Origin of the sequence: Carnobacterium sp. (genome assembly GCF_049673005.1) — a bacterium.
Classification (GTDB): domain Bacteria; phylum Bacillota; class Bacilli; order Lactobacillales; family Carnobacteriaceae; genus Carnobacterium_A.
This window is the reverse complement of sequence record NZ_JBATXB010000071.1, coordinates 1-16,356: the sequence shown is the minus strand read 5'-3', so window position 1 is coordinate 16,356 and position 16,356 is coordinate 1. Positions and strand designations below refer to the sequence as shown.

19 protein-coding genes are annotated in these 16,356 nt (G+C 34.7%); 1 reads left to right on the top strand and 18 read right to left on the bottom strand.

Translation table 11 applies throughout. The features are described 5' to 3' along the window. On the top strand, window positions 1-1,355 hold a 1,355-nt coding region (locus WBF61_RS05790), incomplete at its 5' end, for an LTA synthase family protein (RefSeq protein ID WP_424254741.1). 164 nt (window positions 1,356-1,519) lie between these two features. On the opposite strand, the gene WBF61_RS05785 is transcribed toward WBF61_RS05790, so the two are convergent. The 18 genes from WBF61_RS05785 to atpB all read right to left on the bottom strand — a co-directional run bounded on the left by WBF61_RS05785 (window position 1,520) and on the right by atpB (window position 15,969). Next, on the bottom strand, window positions 1,520-1,849 hold the full coding sequence (locus WBF61_RS05785) for a hypothetical protein (protein ID WP_424254739.1): 330 nt from the start codon (window positions 1,847-1,849) through the stop codon (window positions 1,520-1,522). 259 nt (window positions 1,850-2,108) lie between these two features. Beyond that, the gene (locus WBF61_RS05780) at window positions 2,109-2,312 is read right to left on the bottom strand and encodes a hypothetical protein (protein WP_424254737.1); all 204 of its coding nucleotides are present in this window, start codon (window positions 2,310-2,312) and stop codon (window positions 2,109-2,111) included. Window positions 2,313-2,350: 38 nt separating this feature from the next. Beyond that, the gene (locus WBF61_RS05775; RefSeq protein ID WP_424254736.1) at window positions 2,351-2,842 is read right to left on the bottom strand and encodes a hypothetical protein; all 492 of its coding nucleotides are present in this window, start codon (window positions 2,840-2,842) and stop codon (window positions 2,351-2,353) included. A gap of 580 nt (window positions 2,843-3,422) precedes the next feature. Continuing rightward, window positions 3,423-4,835: an ATP-binding protein gene (locus WBF61_RS05770; protein ID WP_424254734.1), complete on the bottom strand. Its 1,413-nt coding sequence runs from the start codon at window positions 4,833-4,835 to the stop codon at window positions 3,423-3,425. Between the two features lie 3 nt (window positions 4,836-4,838). Then, window positions 4,839-5,549: a response regulator transcription factor gene (locus WBF61_RS05765; protein WP_424254732.1), complete on the bottom strand. Its 711-nt coding sequence runs from the start codon at window positions 5,547-5,549 to the stop codon at window positions 4,839-4,841. Between the two features lie 150 nt (window positions 5,550-5,699). Then, window positions 5,700-6,065, bottom strand: a complete 366-nt coding sequence (locus tag WBF61_RS05760; RefSeq protein ID WP_424254730.1) for a single-stranded DNA-binding protein — start codon at window positions 6,063-6,065, stop codon at window positions 5,700-5,702. 136 nt (window positions 6,066-6,201) lie between these two features. Continuing rightward, a complete protein-coding gene (locus WBF61_RS05755; protein WP_424254728.1) occupies window positions 6,202-6,408 on the bottom strand; it encodes a DNA-directed RNA polymerase subunit beta in 207 nt (68 codons plus the stop codon). Window positions 6,409-6,434: 26 nt separating this feature from the next. Then, window positions 6,435-7,427, bottom strand: a complete 993-nt coding sequence (gene mreB / locus WBF61_RS05750) for a rod shape-determining protein MreB (RefSeq protein ID WP_424254727.1) — start codon at window positions 7,425-7,427, stop codon at window positions 6,435-6,437. 220 nt (window positions 7,428-7,647) lie between these two features. Then, complete coding sequence (murA, locus tag WBF61_RS05745) at window positions 7,648-8,958, bottom strand: UDP-N-acetylglucosamine 1-carboxyvinyltransferase (protein ID WP_424254725.1); 1,311 nt, start codon at window positions 8,956-8,958, stop codon at window positions 7,648-7,650. A 121-nt stretch (window positions 8,959-9,079) separates the two neighbouring features. After that, window positions 9,080-9,310: a DUF1146 family protein gene (locus WBF61_RS05740; protein ID WP_424254724.1), complete on the bottom strand. Its 231-nt coding sequence runs from the start codon at window positions 9,308-9,310 to the stop codon at window positions 9,080-9,082. Window positions 9,311-9,437: 127 nt separating this feature from the next. Beyond that, window positions 9,438-9,857: a F0F1 ATP synthase subunit epsilon gene (locus WBF61_RS05735; RefSeq protein WP_424254722.1), complete on the bottom strand. Its 420-nt coding sequence runs from the start codon at window positions 9,855-9,857 to the stop codon at window positions 9,438-9,440. A gap of 18 nt (window positions 9,858-9,875) precedes the next feature. After that, window positions 9,876-11,306, bottom strand: a complete 1,431-nt coding sequence (atpD, locus tag WBF61_RS05730; RefSeq protein WP_424254720.1) for a F0F1 ATP synthase subunit beta — start codon at window positions 11,304-11,306, stop codon at window positions 9,876-9,878. Window positions 11,307-11,328: 22 nt separating this feature from the next. Next, window positions 11,329-12,246, bottom strand: a complete 918-nt coding sequence (locus tag WBF61_RS05725; protein WP_424254718.1) for a F0F1 ATP synthase subunit gamma — start codon at window positions 12,244-12,246, stop codon at window positions 11,329-11,331. A gap of 15 nt (window positions 12,247-12,261) precedes the next feature. Next, window positions 12,262-13,809, bottom strand: coding sequence for a F0F1 ATP synthase subunit alpha (gene atpA, locus WBF61_RS05720; protein WP_424254716.1), 1,548 nt, complete (start codon window positions 13,807-13,809; stop codon window positions 12,262-12,264). Between the two features lie 33 nt (window positions 13,810-13,842). Then, complete coding sequence (atpH, locus tag WBF61_RS05715) at window positions 13,843-14,415, bottom strand: ATP synthase F1 subunit delta (protein WP_424254715.1); 573 nt, start codon at window positions 14,413-14,415, stop codon at window positions 13,843-13,845. Next, window positions 14,372-14,887 carry a F0F1 ATP synthase subunit B gene (gene atpF, locus WBF61_RS05710; RefSeq protein WP_424254714.1) on the bottom strand — a complete coding sequence of 172 codons (516 nt, stop codon included), beginning with the start codon at window positions 14,885-14,887 and terminating at the stop codon, window positions 14,372-14,374. The genes atpH and atpF overlap by 44 nt, the downstream gene beginning before the upstream one ends. A gap of 120 nt (window positions 14,888-15,007) precedes the next feature. Further along, entirely contained in the window at window positions 15,008-15,220 is a 213-nt protein-coding gene (gene atpE, locus WBF61_RS05705) for a F0F1 ATP synthase subunit C (RefSeq protein ID WP_058918986.1), read from the bottom strand. A gap of 35 nt (window positions 15,221-15,255) precedes the next feature. Continuing rightward, on the bottom strand, window positions 15,256-15,969 hold the full coding sequence (gene atpB, locus WBF61_RS05700) for a F0F1 ATP synthase subunit A (protein WP_424254711.1): 714 nt from the start codon (window positions 15,967-15,969) through the stop codon (window positions 15,256-15,258). Between the last annotated feature and the right edge of the window lie 387 nt (window positions 15,970-16,356).

Sequence of the window (16,356 nt, the reverse complement as noted above, 5' to 3'; positions counted from 1 at the left end):
TAGAAAGTTTCCAACAATTCTTAGTGGATTATAAATTGGAAGATGAAAATGGTGAATTACATGAAGTTACTCCATTTATCAATAGTATTTTCCATGACCAACAAACACAAAGTTTTACAAATATCTTCCATCAAGTAGGTCAAGGCAAAACAGCTGACTCTGAAATGTTATTAGAAAACTCATTATTCGGCTTACCTCAAGGTGGAGCGTTTACTCAAGTTGGAGGCAGCAATACTTTCCAATCTTCTTACAATATTTTAGAATCTGAAAAAGGCTATACCAGTGCTGTCTTGCACGGAAACGTCGGTTCGTTTTGGAATCGTGACAATACCTATAAACAAATGGGTGTTGATTACTTCTTTGATTCTTCTTATTATGACTTATCTGAAGGCAACACGTTGGAGTATGGTTTGAAAGATAAATTATTCTTTAATGAGTCTGCTAAATATTTAGAACAACTGCCACAACCTTTTTACTCTAAAATGATTTCTGTTTCAAATCACTTCCCTTATCCATTAGATGAAGCGAACGTCGATTTTAAACCAGCTCAAACAGCGGATGAAACGGTTAATAATTATTTTGTAACAGCTCATTATCTAGATCAAGCCGTTGAAGAATTCTTTAACTATTTAAAAGCTTCAGGGCTATACGAGAACTCTATGATTGTTCTTTATGGAGATCACTACGGGATTTCTAATTCTAGGAATAAAGCATTAGCTCCATTACTTGGAGAAGATCCAGAAACGTGGAATGGATACAATGATGATATGATGCAACGTATCCCATTAATGTACCATATTCCAGGAACAACGAACGGGAAGATAAATGAAGAATTTGGTGGACAAGTTGATATGCTTCCTACCATGATGCATTTGTTAGGTGTTGAGACAAAAGATAACGTTATGATGGGTACTGATTTATTTTCAACTGAACATGATGAAACTGTCGCGTTCCGTAACGGAAATGTTGTCACTCCTAAGTATACGCTAAATGGTTCTGATATTTATGACACAGCTACTGGACAACTTATTGAAGAACCTTCAGAAGAAGTACTTTTAGAACAAGAGCGATTAAAAGAAGCTGTTTCGACTCAATTAAGCTTATCCGATAGTATTTTGCATAGTGATTTATTGCGATTCTATACTCCAGAAGGACTTAATGAAATTGATGCTTCCACTTATAGTTATCAAAATCAGTTCGAACGAATGACTAAAATCAATCGTGAGTTAGGAGATAAGGGAACTAGTCTTTATCACTTAAACGGAGAACGATCAACTACAGATCTATATGAGACAAATGCTCCAGAATTGATTGAATCAGCACCAAATGATAGTGAAATAGAGATAAACGAATAAGAAATAAAAAAGATATAGAAAAACACACTCCCACTACTGAACAAAATAGTTCATAGTTTTGGGAGTGTATTTTTTTGAGAGACCTTTTGTCCCAGCTTTTTTTCTCTGTCTATACTTAGTGATTCAGCAAGTTAGGTGTTGCTTTTTTATCCACTTCATTTAACCTACTGTTGATTCATCATCTCTTGTAATAGCCCATTGTCATCATTACTATCAAGGGAGTCAAATTTTTCATTCTCCATTTCAACTCTTCCGTTTATGTCTCTTGTATCGTTCTCATTAGGTACATCAGTGTATTTTATAGTTACTTCAAATTGATACCGTTGAGGATTTTCTTTATCTTGTCCAACACTAATTTTATCAGTCTTTAATTTGTCGTTGGCTTGTTCTGCTTCAACCGAGTAATTAAAGCTTACGCCACTTATATTAAAAAACTTTTCATAACCATAATCAGTAAAACACGCTCCATAATGATTTTCTAGATATTGATCCAAATCAATGTTTTCACTAAAAAATACAGAAGTTTCGTTTGAATTTTGATTAATAATGGTAGCGTTATCAGCATCATATACCTTTAGTAATAAGGTTTCATCAGATGCATTTAAGGTTTTTTCTAGAACTGTCTTGATAACTTCACTATTTTTTTGTTTTCATTGCTTAGGCCTTCATCAGAATTATGTTCACAGACAAATAACGTAAAGATAGCGGTAAAACATAAACTGTATATTAGGTTTCTTAAGTCATTCATAACAATCACTTCTTATCTTTATCATTTGAACCAAATCTTGCAATTAAGAGTGTAGACAGAAGTAAAATTATTCCTATAGCGATAAGAATACCTGATGGAATAAAAGATATGTAAGGGAATTGGCCAGCAAACTGATAAAACTGTAATCCAATAAGAATAGATATAATCCCTTGAATAAACACTACTGTTAAATTATTCTTCATTTTCATCATTCCTTTCTGAATTCTATTGGATTACAGATGTATGACTATTGCTTAATTAATCTTGTTTTATGATTATAGTACGTTTTAGTTGGTGCAGCATCAACCCTTACCCAAGTGCCAGTGGGGCTTCCATAAGGATGTCCCCATATATTTGGTTGTGTTACTTTATATACTTTTTTAGCATAAACTTTCCAATTTCCTGCTGAAGGAACTCTAAATGACGAACCAACACCACTTGTAGAACCAAGACCTAAATCAGCTGAAACAGAAACTGCTTTCCACGCAAAAGATACACTTACACTTGCTGATGGGCCACCATTTGGATTCCAAATTAATAGATCATCAGTATTCCGTTTGAACCCCATAGTCGGTTTACCTCCAGCATAGCCTTTAAAAGAAGCATATTTAACTGTTGAGGCATCATATTTATCATGTTGTGGAGTTCTAGGCATTGAAATTAAATCAATATTTTGGCGTAGTTGAACTTCAATTTCTTTTTCTTGTTGTTCAGTTGAAACAATACTTGGTGTAGACATTTCAGCCATCGCTACTTGATGAGCAATCTCTTTAACAATAACATCAAGTTGGCTTGAAGCGTCGCTTTCTATTGATTCTTTAAAAAAATCAGAAATATTTTCTTCTATATAGTTTTGTGGGTTTTCAATGTGGTTTATGAACGCAACTTGTTAGACAGCACTTACCTTTGAAGAAACAGTAGTAATAAGGTCAACATCCCTACTCTAATAACATACCAGTTCTTTTTCATTTCAACACTTCTTAATAATATTTAAACTAGATTTATTATCTTTTTTTTAAAAAAACTTTTAATCTTCTACATAGGTATTATATGATTTTACGACTACCTAATATAAGATAAAATCATTGCGGATCTATTACAGCTCCTTGGGTAGTCTACAGTTAAAACTTTAATTGATTTTTTAATCTAATACGCTAAATCTATTGCTATAAATCAAATTAACGCATTTGTAATCGGTTACAAATGGAGTCTATAAATAAATTAACCCTTTGTCAATATAAAAATGAAGCTGGAACAGAATAGTTCATAGTTTTGGGAGTGTATTTTTTTGAGAGATCTTTTGTCCCAGCTTCATCTTTTTAATTTTCTTTAAGCGGAAAAATTAATGTAAATACTGTTCCCTTACCTGGAGTGCTGTTTACTGAAATAGTTGCTCCGTGTAAGTTCATTAGTTGCTGAACGATAGCTAACCCTAGTCCAGATTCTCCATATACTGTATTTTTTCTAGAGACATCTGCTTTGAAGTAACGTTCCCAAATATTTTCAACTTCTTTAGCCTCTATACCAATACCTGTATCTTCAACTTTGATTACACTCCGTTCATCTTCCATTCTTCCTACAAGCCTGATTTCGCCATCTTGAGTGAATTGAATAGCGTTTTGCGTAAGATTGACCACTATTTGAACAAAGCGGTCATAATCAGCGTAAATTTCAACTTCCGGAGAACAGTCAATTATTAACTTGTTTCTTGAAGATTCGGCTTTCAACGATAGTTGTTCTACAATCATTTCAAGTGTTTCTTTTGCATTGAAATAATGTTTATGAAGATAAATTTGATTGGATCGAATCTTTTCATAATCCAAATTTTCATTAACTAAACGAATTAACCGCTTGCTTTCGTTATGCATTAGCTCTAGACTACGTTTTTTTTGATTGTCTGGAATCATATCATGTTCTAGTCCTTCTAATAAACCATTTATGGTTGTTAACGGTGTCCGCATTTCATGGGCAACATCTGCCATGAACTGTCTTCTTCTATTTTCTTGAAGTTCAATTTCTTCTTGAGAAGTTTTTAACGATTCCGCCATCAAATTGAAGTCTGCTGCTAAGTCATCAAATTCATCTTTATTATTGCTTTCTAAATGAATATCAAAGTTTCCCTCTGCTACCGTATGAGTAGCCGTTCTCAGACGATTAATTCGATTAACTTGATATTTTGCAAACATTAAACTGAGAACAACTGCTCCTAATGATGATATTAAAAATGCCGTAAATAGATTATTTCTTAAAGCAGCCAAGGTTGCTTCAATTCCACTGATAGGGGAACTTACTGCTACAAATCCCGAAAATTCATTATTATTTTCATTAAAAAAAGGGAGATATACAATGGCCAATTGACGGTTGTTGCCATAAAAATCTGTTTGGCGGATGGTTAGTGAAATCCGTTCTCCATTTGCTAATTTTTTAAAATCTTCTTTTGAAATTCCACTAGTATACGTTTTAGCTGTTTCAGGATAAATCATTGTGTCGTTACTATTAAAGACCGTTAATGTAACTTCTTGATTTTTTAAAATTAATTGTCCCGTATCGAGTTGATTTTTTTGTAAATCTCCAGATATCAAAGCTTCTGCATAGCCATACAATTGAATTTCAGTATTTTTATAGGTTGTAGTCTTTGAAAACTGTAAAAAAGAAAAGCCCATAATAACTACCATTGCCATAATAACGATAAAAAAAGCTGCCATCTGTTGATAAAAATATCTGAATTTCATTAGCTAATTAACCTCGTTATCATCAAATTTATAACCTACTCCCCAAACCGTCTGAATAACTTGAGGACCTGTTTTATCAATTTTTTGTCTTAACTTTTTAATATGTGCGTCTACTGTCCGTTCGTCTCCAAAATATTCGTAATCCCAAATCATTGTTAATAATTGTTCTCTAGAGAAAACTTGTTTAGGATTTTTGGACAGCGTATATAATAAATCAAATTCCTTTGGAGTTAGTCCTTCAATTTCTTTGCCATAAAGTATGGCTTCTCGAGTTTTTTTGTTAATTTTCAAATGCTTCGTTTTTATTTCATAATTTTTTTCTTCTGGAGCCGTCTCCTTTTCTATTAATTTTGCACGTCTAGTTAAAGCTTTTATACGTGCGATTAGCGTTAGAGGGCTAAACGGCTTTGTGACATAATCATCTGCTCCCATCTCTAGTCCTATAACTTGGTCGCTTTCTGAATCTTTTGCTGTCAACATAATAATTGGAATCTGCTTATTTATTTTTCTTATTTCGAGACAAATTTGCATACCATCCATACTAGGCAGATTTAAATCAAGAATAACTAAATCCCATTGTTCATTATCTTTAAGGAAAGTCTCTAGTCCTTCTTTTCCATCTTGAATAAATAGAGAATCCCATTGTTCTTTTTGAAAGAACATATCCATCATTTCACAGACAGATGGATTGTCTTCTATCATCATAATTTTCATATTAGCCCTCTTTCTTATCGGTTTTAGCTTTAGTCTAGTATACACTTATTTTCAATGTAACTGAATAGTCAGCTTTCATAATAAGATATTTGTCAAAAATAAAAAGAATGAGACATTTCGTTCCCACTCTTTTAGTACAACCTATTCTTTTCAATATAAAGTACTTTGCTCCAGTTCACTTTTCTCTGTAGCTAGTTTATTTCTAGGACCTTGTAAAAAATCTATTTCATTTACAAGCATTTCTACTACGAATACTGTTTCTTCTTCTTTATTTTGATAAGATCTAGACTGAATATGTCCAGTCATTCCAATTAGATCACCTTTTTCACAATAAACTTGAATCAACTTAGCTACTTGTCCCCATGCTACTATAGGAATAAAATCTGCTTGTTGACCTTGATCATTTTTAAATTTTCTTTTAACCGCTATTGTATTATTTAAAACAATTTTCCCATCTCCCACTTCTTTAACGTCAATTTCTCTAACAATTCGGCCGACTAAATTCAATTGATTCATTTTAAATTCTCCTTTTAATTTAGTTTATTCATTTTTATTATCTGCTGATTAAATCCGTTTTCGTTTTTTGTTTGAAAAATAAAACAAAAAAAGAGTGAAAAAGGTTTAGACCTCTCTCACTCTTTCTTATATAGCTTTATCCGTTAATAATAGTTGGTTTAGTAAAATAACTAAAAATATGACCCCATGTTGACATGTCAAATATAGCAAAAGGATTTCCATCCCCAATTATTCCATAACCCACCATTGCTCCAAGAATTAAAGCGATAGCAACCACAACAATGACCAATAATATTTTCAGTATAAACGTCCCCATTTGTGCGGCAATTTTCCCTTTTGTCATTGTGTCACCTCTTTTTATTAATTAATTTAAAATCTAAATTTTTTCTTTGTCATATTTTCTAAAAGGATACCCGTTCCCAATGCTACAGAATCTAAAGGTTGTTCAGCAATAAATACTGGAACTTTTAATTGTTCAGCAAATAGTTGGTCAACACCGTCTAGCATCGCACCACCACCAGTTAAAATAATTCCTCGATCAATAATATCTGCTGATAACTCAGGTGGGGTTTGTTCCAATACATCTTTTGCTTGTTGAACAAGCATAGCCATTGATTCCGCAGTTGCCTCTAAAACCTCGCTTGAATTGATAACAATCGTTCTAGGTAAACCACTTACCATATCACGACCTCTAACATCCATTGTGTCTTCTCGACGACCTGGGAAAACTGTTCCGATTTCCATTTTAATAGACTCGGCTGTTCTCTCACCAATTAGTAACTTATACTTTTTCTTAACGTATTGAGTAATTTCATTATCCATACGATTTCCAGCTATTTTTAAAGAACGACTTGTTACAATTCCGCCCATTGAAAGAACCGCGATATCAGTAGTCCCTCCACCAATATCGATAACCATATTTCCACTTGGTTGAAAAATGTCCATTCCAGCTCCAATAGCGGCTACTTTAGGTTCTTCTTCAAGAAAAACATTTTTTCCGCCACTTTTTTCAGCCGCTTCAATAATAGCCTTTTGTTCAATTGCCGTAATGTTTGTAGGGCAGCAAATTAAAATATTAGGTTTTGATAGGAATCCTTTTACATTTAATTTATTGATAAAGTGAGTTAGCATAGCTTCTGTAATATCAAAGTCAGCAATTACTCCTCCATCTAAAGGACGAATAGCGCGAATATTGCCTGGTGTACGCCCAACCATTAAGTAAGCTTCTTCGCCAACTGCTAAAACACGATTTGTTTTAGTATCAATCGCTACTACAGAAGGCTCATTTAGAACGATTCCTTTTCCTTTTACATGTATTAATACATTCGCCGTACCTAAATCTATTCCTATGTCTTTCGCCATTATTCAGTTCCCCTCTCAAGCTCTAGTTCAAAATCAGTCAAATTTATATTTTTATCTCTCTAACATATAATTATAGCACGTTTAGGGTTAATCGGAAACGTACAATTAAAAAAACAAGCCCTATCCATTGAGAAGATGATTTAACGGCTAATACCTATTAAAAAAAAGCTAGAATACATCCATTTAAGGGTATGTATATTCTAGCTTTTTTATTAATTAATTAATTAAATAAAACACTTAACTCTTTATCTTGTAAGATAGCAGTATTCGTTTCATTTATTCTTTCGATATCAGCACCTAATGCTTGTAATTTTTTATGAAATTGATAATATCCACGATCAAGGTGCTCTAAACGTGTTACACGTGTGTATCCTTCAGCAACCATTCCTGCAATAATCAAAGATGCGGCTGCTCTCAGGTCTGTAGAGGCTACTTCGGCCCCTTGTAGCTTAGCTGGTCCATGCATCACAAGCGTTTGATTTTCTATAGTGAATTCTCCGTTCATACGACGAAGCTCTTCCATATGCATAAAGCGATTCTCGAATACAGTTTCTTTCATCGTACTCATACCTTCAGCTAACGATTGGGCAATTGTAATCTGAGCTTGCATATCTGTAGGAAAACCTGGATGTGGCATTGTTTTAACATCTATTGCTTTTAATTTATCTGGACCTATCACTCGTATACCATTTTTTTCTTCAATAAAAGTAACGCCCATTTCTTTTAGTTTAGAAATCAAAGGTTTGTTGTGTTCTGCAACAGCATCTTCAATTAGAACATTTCCTTTTGTAACTGCAGCAGCTACCATAAATGTTCCTGCTTCGATGCGATCAGGAATAATGCTGTGGTCTGTTCCAACCAACTCTTTTACTCCTTCAATACGGATTGTTTCTGTACCTGCCCCAACAACCTTAGCTCCCATACGATTCAAGAAATTGGCTAAATCAACAATTTCAGGTTCTCTAGCTACGTTCTCAATCGTCGTTGTTCCTTCTGCTAGTGTTGCAGCCATCATAATATTTTGCGTTGCTCCTACACTCGGAAAATCTAAATAAATATGAGCACCAATTAGTTTATCTGCAAAAGCTTCAATATAACCATTCTCGATATGAACTTCAGCTCCCATTGCTTCGAAGCCTTTTAAATGTAGTTCAATCGGTCGTGTACCAATTGCACAACCTCCAGGTAAAGCTACTTTAGCGTGCCCTAAACGTGCCAACAAAGGACCCATTACTACAATGGATGCTCTCATTTTGCTTACGTATTCGTATGGGGCTTCAAAGTTTAATTCTCCTGAAGCGTCTAGAGTGATTTCTTTGTCGGTTTCATTAAAGTTTACGGTTAGGTTTAAGTGACGTAGGACTTCATTTATTGTAAAAACATCTGACAAGATGGGAACGTTGCTTAATTTGTTTTCGCCTCTACTAGCCAAGATGGTTGCTGCTAAAATGGGTAAAACAGCATTTTTTGCGCCTTCTACTTTTACTGCTCCTTCGAGACGTTTGCCGCCACGAACAATCATTTTCTCCATGATTAAATACCTCCGAAGTTTCTGTTGCTATGCACTGTGTTCGTTGCTCTAAAAATTTACAGCAATCTTGGACAGTATAGCACACATTACCTACAAGATTCAAATTCCAAATAATTTTGTTTTAAAACAAGAATAGTAAGTTTCTAGACATCAAGATAAACTCAATGAAAAATGAACTAACTAAATAGCCGATTGCAATAGAAAAAAACAAATAAAGTAACCGCGCTTGTTTTACATGATTCTTTTTTATCCACTTTTCAATCAACAATCCTTTTAATGCCCAAAAAGTTATAAGCGTAAAGAATATATGCGATAGCAAACTAATTAGTGCCTGAATACCTATAAAATTCATTAATTTGTGCTCCTCTTACCATTATATTAACACAGTCTTTTATTAAAAGAAATTTTCACGAACTTAAATTTTAACCTGACAGAAAAAAATAAGAAACCCCAGCTCTTGCTGAAAGTTTCTTATTTTTTTATTTTTTGTGTTTAGAAACAGAAATACGGTTAATTGCTTTACGCAATGAAATTTCTGCTCTTCTTTGTTGCTTACTGTTGTGAACAGCTTCTGCTTTCCTTATCGTTTCCTCGGCTCGTTGCTTAGCTGTAAAGGCACGTTCGACATCGATGTCTCTCGCTCTTTCAGCACTATCCGCGATGATCGAACAAACATTGTCTCGCATTTCCATAATCCCACCGTTTACCGCTATCACGTTTTCTTCGTTTACTGATACACGTTCAATTCGGACACCATCAATTGTTAGAGGAACAATAATGGGTGTATGGCCAGGAAGAATACCTAATTGTCCGTCGATAGCTTTTACGATAACACGACTTGCACGGTGATCATAAACAACACCAGCTGGGGTCACAATTTGAACTTGTAATTCCGCCATTCTCGTTGCCCTCCTTTACTAGTAACCAGATGCTTTAGCTTTTGCCACTACTTCATCAATGCGTCCAACGTTACGGAATGCATCTTCTGGTAAATCATCGTATCGACCTTCTAAAATACCTTTAAACCCTCTAATCGTTTCTGATACCGGCACATATGAGCCTGGTATTCCAGTAAATGCTTCTGCTACGTGGAAATTTTGTGATAAAAAGAATTGAATACGACGAGCACGAGAAACAATAATTTTCTCGCTATCTGACAATTCATCCATTCCAAGAATAGCAATAATATCTTGTAGCTCACGGTAACGCTGCAATAGATGTTGAACATCTGTTGCAATCTGATAATGCTCTTCTCCAACGATTTCAGGTGCAAGTGCACTTGATGTCGAAGCTAGTGGGTCAACTGCAGGATAAATCCCTTGTTCAGTCAATTTACGTTCTAAGTTTGTTGTTGCATCCAAATGGGCAAAAACAGTTGCAGGAGCAGGGTCAGTGTAGTCATCAGCTGGAACGTAAATTGCTTGAATAGACGTTATTGAACCTTTATTGGTTGACGTAATTCGCTCTTGTAACTGTCCCATTTCTGTAGCTAATGTCGGTTGGTACCCAACTGCTGAAGGCATTCTCCCAAGTAGTGCTGAAACTTCAGAACCCGCTTGAGTAAATCGGAAAATATTATCAATAAATAATAATACATCCTGACCAACTTCATCACGGAAATATTCCGCTATGGTTAATCCAGTTAGCGCAACGCGCATTCTAGCACCAGGAGGCTCATTCATTTGGCCAAACACCATAGCCGTTCTTTCGATTACACCAGAATCTTGCATTTCAAAGTACAAGTCGTTTCCTTCACGCGTTCGCTCTCCAACACCAGCAAACACTGAAATACCACCATGTTCTTCAGCAATATTATGAATTAATTCTTGGATTAGAACTGTTTTACCTACACCAGCTCCTCCAAACAAACCAATTTTACCACCTTTTAAATAAGGAGCTAATAAGTCAATTACTTTGATCCCTGTTTCTAATATGGACGTATTGCTGCTTAATTCATCAAAAGAAGGTGCAAATCGGTGAATAGGATCGCGGCGGACATCTTCTCCAAATGGTTCCTTTAAGTCAATTGTTTCACCTAAAACGTTAAACATTCGTCCTAAAGTCTCTTCACCAACAGGAACACTTATTGGACCTCCAGTATCGGTCACTTCCATACCACGTTGCAAGCCATCTGTTGACTCCATAGCAATCGTCCTAAGTACACCATTACCTAATTGTAAGGCTACTTCTAAAACGACTGTATTTTCTTTTTTTGAATCTTGTTCTTCATTACCTGTTGTACTTCTTCTAACTATTAGAGCATGGTTAATTTCTGGAATTTCTTTGTTTACAGGAAATTCTACATCGACAACCGGTCCAATAACTTGAACAATTTGACCACTACTCATTCTTTTCCCTCCATTCATTACTTTATTCTAGTGCGGATGCTCCGCCTATGATTTCAGTAATTTCTTCTGTAATAGCAGCTTGGCGAGCTCTGTTATAGTGTACCGTTAAATCGTCAATAATATCTTTGGCATTATCGGTTGCACCTTTCATAGCTGTCATACGAGCTGCATGTTCTGCAGCTTTAGCATCTAAAATCGCACCATAAATCAAACTTTCTGCATATTGAGGCAACAAAATATCTAAAATTTCTTCTTTTGAGGGCTCATATAAATAATCACTTTCGTATTCCACTCTCTCTGCAGGGTCAAGATCATTAAGAGGCAGCATTTTATCTGCACGGTACTCAAAACTAATTGTATTAATATGATGATTATAACAAACGTATAATTCATCGAAAATAGCATTTTTGTACATTTCCGTGGCCGTTCGAGCAATACCTCGAACCTCCTCAAAGGTTGGGTGATCACTGATATCATTTAATTCATAAGCTACATTCATTCCTCTTGATTTAAAAAAATCTCCCGCAGTACTGCCAACAGCCATGAAGATATATTCATCAGGAGAATTGTGGTCTCTTTGAATCATATCAATGGTCGCTTTGATGACAGAACTATTGTATCCACCAGCTAATCCTTTATCAGAACTAATGACAATGTAACCTGTTCTTTTTATTGGACGCTCAATCAACATATTATGAAAATCAATATTTGAAGAAGAATTCGTTCCGATTAACGCACTATCTTCAAGGATGGATAATTGAGTATGCGCTAAATGGGTAACGATCTCTCTAATTTTACTTGAATAAATTTGGAAGCCTTTTGCTTTTTGTTCAGCTTTAGATAATTTAGCTCCTGAGACCATCTGCATAGCGTTTGTAATTTGGCTTGTCTTCTTAGTTGATGCAATTTTTTTTGTGATATCATTTAAAGATTCTGCCATTCCTATTCACCGTCCTTACATCGTTTCTGGAATGTAGGTTGAACTATCTGATTCAACGGCACTCGTGAAAAAATTGTTTTTAAATTCAGTGATAATTGAGTCTATTTTATCAGTATCTGGCAATACTTTCGTTTCATTAATTTCAGCTATAATTTCTTGATGTTGATTATCAACAAAGTCATTAAATTCTCTTTCAAATCTTTCGAGTTCATTTGTTCGAACTGTATCTAAGAATCCGTGAGTTAATGCATAGAAAATCAAAACTTGCTTTTCAACACTTATTACTTCATGTAATCCTTGTTTCAAAATTTCAACAGTTCGATGTCCACGATTTAATTTTGCTTGAGTAGCTGCATCTAAATCTGAGCCAAATTGAGTAAAAGCTTCTAGTTCACGGAAACTGGCTAAATCTAAACGCAATGTACCCGATACTTTTTTCATCGCTTTAATTTGTGCTGCTCCACCTACACGAGAAACAGATAATCCGGCTGCTATAGCTGGTCTGATACCCGAGTGAAATAGGTCGCTCTCTAGGAAAATTTGACCATCTGTAATAGAAATAACATTCGTTGGAATATACGCAGAGATATCGCCAGCTTGTGTTTCAACGATTGGAAGAGCTGTGATAGAGCCACCGCCCAATTTATCGTTCAGTTTAGCTGCTCGCTCAAGCATACGTGAATGCAAGTAGAAAACATCTCCTGGATAAGCTTCTCTACCTGGTGGACGACGTAGCAACAAAGACAGTTCTCGATAAGCTGCTGCTTGTTTTGTTAAGTCATCAAAAATGATTAATACATGTTTTCCGTTGTACATAAATTCTTCTGCCATTGCTAATCCTGCATATGGAGCGATGTACAATAATGGAGCTGGTTGAGATGCACTTGCCGTTAAGACAATAGTATAATCCATTGCTCCGTGTTTTTTTAATGTTTCAGTTTGAGAACGAACGGTTGATTCTTTTTGCCCGATTGCTACATAGATACAAATTGTATCTTTGCCTTTTTGATTAATAATGGCATCAATACAAAGACTGGTTTTCCCAGTTTTTCTATCTCCGATAACTAATTCACGTTGACCACGACCTACTGGTACTAAGGCATCAATAGCCTTAATTCCTGTCTGCAACGGTTCAAATACAGATTGTCGATCCATTACTCCGGGAGCTGGGTTTTCAACTGGCCGTGTTTTAGTTGTATGGATATCACCTAGACCATCTACGGGCTGTCCTAGCGAGTTAACAACTCGACCAATCATCGCTTCCCCGACAGGAACTTCCATGATACGTCCTGTACGTCTAACAATATCTCCTTCAACTATCCCATCAAATTGTCCTAGTATGATAATTCCAACATCATTTGTTTCTAAGTTTTGAGCCATACCATAAACGCCATTAGAAAATTCAAGTAGTTCTCCGGCCATTGCGTTCTCTAATCCATAAGCTCTAGCAATACCATCTCCGACATAACTTACTGTTCCAACTTCATCAACAAACAATTCACTGCTGAAACCTTCAATTTGTTGCTTAATGAGCTTACTGATTTCTTCAGCTTTTAACCCCATAAATTTTCACCTCTTCAACTTTATTCTTTTAAGCTATTTAGTCATTTGTCTTTTTAATTTTTCTAAATTAGTACGGATACTGCCATCAAAAACCGTGTCTTCAATTTCTACTACGACACCGCCTATAATTTCATTATTTTGCACTTTATTTAGTAATATTTTTTTTGCATTAAACCTTTTACTGAATACTTCTTTCAATTTTTCTTCTTGTTCCTTTTGTAGTGGGACCGCCGTAGTCACTTTAGCCACTACTGTTCGATTTTCATGATCGTGTAAAATCTCGTATTCATGAATAATAGATAACATCTTATTCATTTTCCGAAAATCATAAATCGTTTGTATAAATTGTTTTACCTCAGGTATGAATGTTTCTGTCATATCTGATAAAATTTTCTCTTTATCCGTTTGTACTACATCTCGATTATTAAAAAAATCGCTCAAATTCTGATTTCCATAATAAATTTGGCGTACATCCATTAAATTATCAAAAACAACGTCTTCAGTGTTATTCTCAATTGCATTATAATAAAAAGCTTTAGCTAATTGGCTAGGATTCATATTGCTATTTAATCTCATTTGTATCGGCCAACCTTTCAAGATACTCATTGATCAGATCCGCATGTCCTTCATTTGTTAATTCTTTACTGATTAGTTTCTCAGCAATCTGGATAGACAAGAGACTTACATCATTACGAACACTTGCCATTGCCATTTGACGCTCGTTTTCAATTTCTTTTTTTGCATCTTTTTTTAATCGTGTCGCTTCATGTCTTGCCGCATCCAACATTTCTTTTTCTGCACTTTCAGCAGAAACTTTAGCTTTATTTAATATAGTGGCCGCTTCAGCTCTTGTCTTATCTAACTTTTCCTGACGTTCTGCAGCTAGGCGTTCAGCTTCGTTTTTTGCGATTTCAGCATTTTCTATGTTACTTGCAATATTTTGCTCACGTTGATCCATAATACTCATCAACGGTTTCCATGCAAATATCTTTAATAAAACCATCAATAATAAAAACGATACTAGTACAACAATTGTATCTCCTGCAGTTGTTGCTCCTAAAACTAACTGTTTGAACATTAATTTCACTTCCTTATCTTATTCAGATTAACTTATCGCGAAAAAAGCAGAGATGCCTACGCTATCTCTACCTTTTACCATTTATTTAGCTAATGTGTCTCGGTTTTTTCATTCGATTTATTAGCTAAATACTAGAATAAAGGCGATAACAACTGCCATAATTGGAATAGCCTCAACTAATCCAACACCGATATACATTAATGTTTGTAACTCACTTTTCATTTCTGGTTGACGTGCAATAGATTCGATTGTTTTTGCGATTACTTTACTTGATCCAAACGCTGCCCCGATTGCTGCTCCCGCGATTGCTATTGCTGCTCCAATTAAACCCATAATAATTTCCTCCTAATTTTCAACTAATTAATTTTTTATTCATGTTCGACTTTATGAGAGATATATACCATCGTTAAAGTAGTAAACACAAAAGCCTGAATACTTCCAATGAATATAGAGAAACCTTGCCATACCATTTGTAGAGGTATACCGACAATCCATGTGAAAATACCATAACTTTGAGTTAAAGTAGCGATTAAGCCTATTAAAATTTCTCCGGCATAGATATTACCGTATAACCTTAAAGCTAGTGTTAATGTATTTGTAAATTCTTCAAATAATTTAATGGGCAATAAAAAGGGAACCGGCCTAATAAAGCTATTCATAAAATAGTTTTTAAATCCTTGTTCTCTTACACCAAAGTAGTTAGATAAAATAATGATCATAAAAGCTAATGATAAAGTGACTATTGGATCAGCTGTTGGACTCTTCCAGAGCTGTTGCCCATTCACATTTAAGATTAATGGCAATCCCATCATGTTTGAAACAAAAACAAACATAATTAAAGTAAAACCTAGCAGGCCAAATTTATCCCCTTGTTCTTTCGACATTGAACTAGAAATAATATTTCTAACAAAATCGACCACCCACTCAATAAAGTTTTGCTTACCGGTTGGTTTAAGTTTCATGTTTCTAGTACATATAAAAGCTATTGAAAAAACAATAACACAGGCCATAACAGTCGTGATCATGTTTGTTACATTAAAACTTAAACCAAATAAATACAGTATTGGAGATTCATGTTCCACAACGTTCACCTCTTTTCCACGTTTGATTTATATTTTCTTTATACAACAGAACCTGCTTACTTAAAAATCGAGCCATTTTATTTCTCGAAATTTTTAAAGCTCAATATTAATTCTACCATACATTTTGAATTCCCCTATAAAATAAGACAATTTTTTATGTCTGTTTTTTTTATAGTGATGATGAAATTCTTCCTATTAAAAGGTCGTGTATTGTTTTATTAGTTATTTTTCATTGAGGTTTGTTGACAGATGCTATCTTACCACCATTTTGTTGGAATTACAAAACATTGTGAAACATAATTCTATTTTCATGTAAATTTCATAGTTTCGTTTTCATAATGCACTTAAAAAGTAGGCTATTCCTTTATTTAGTTAGTTAAAATAGTT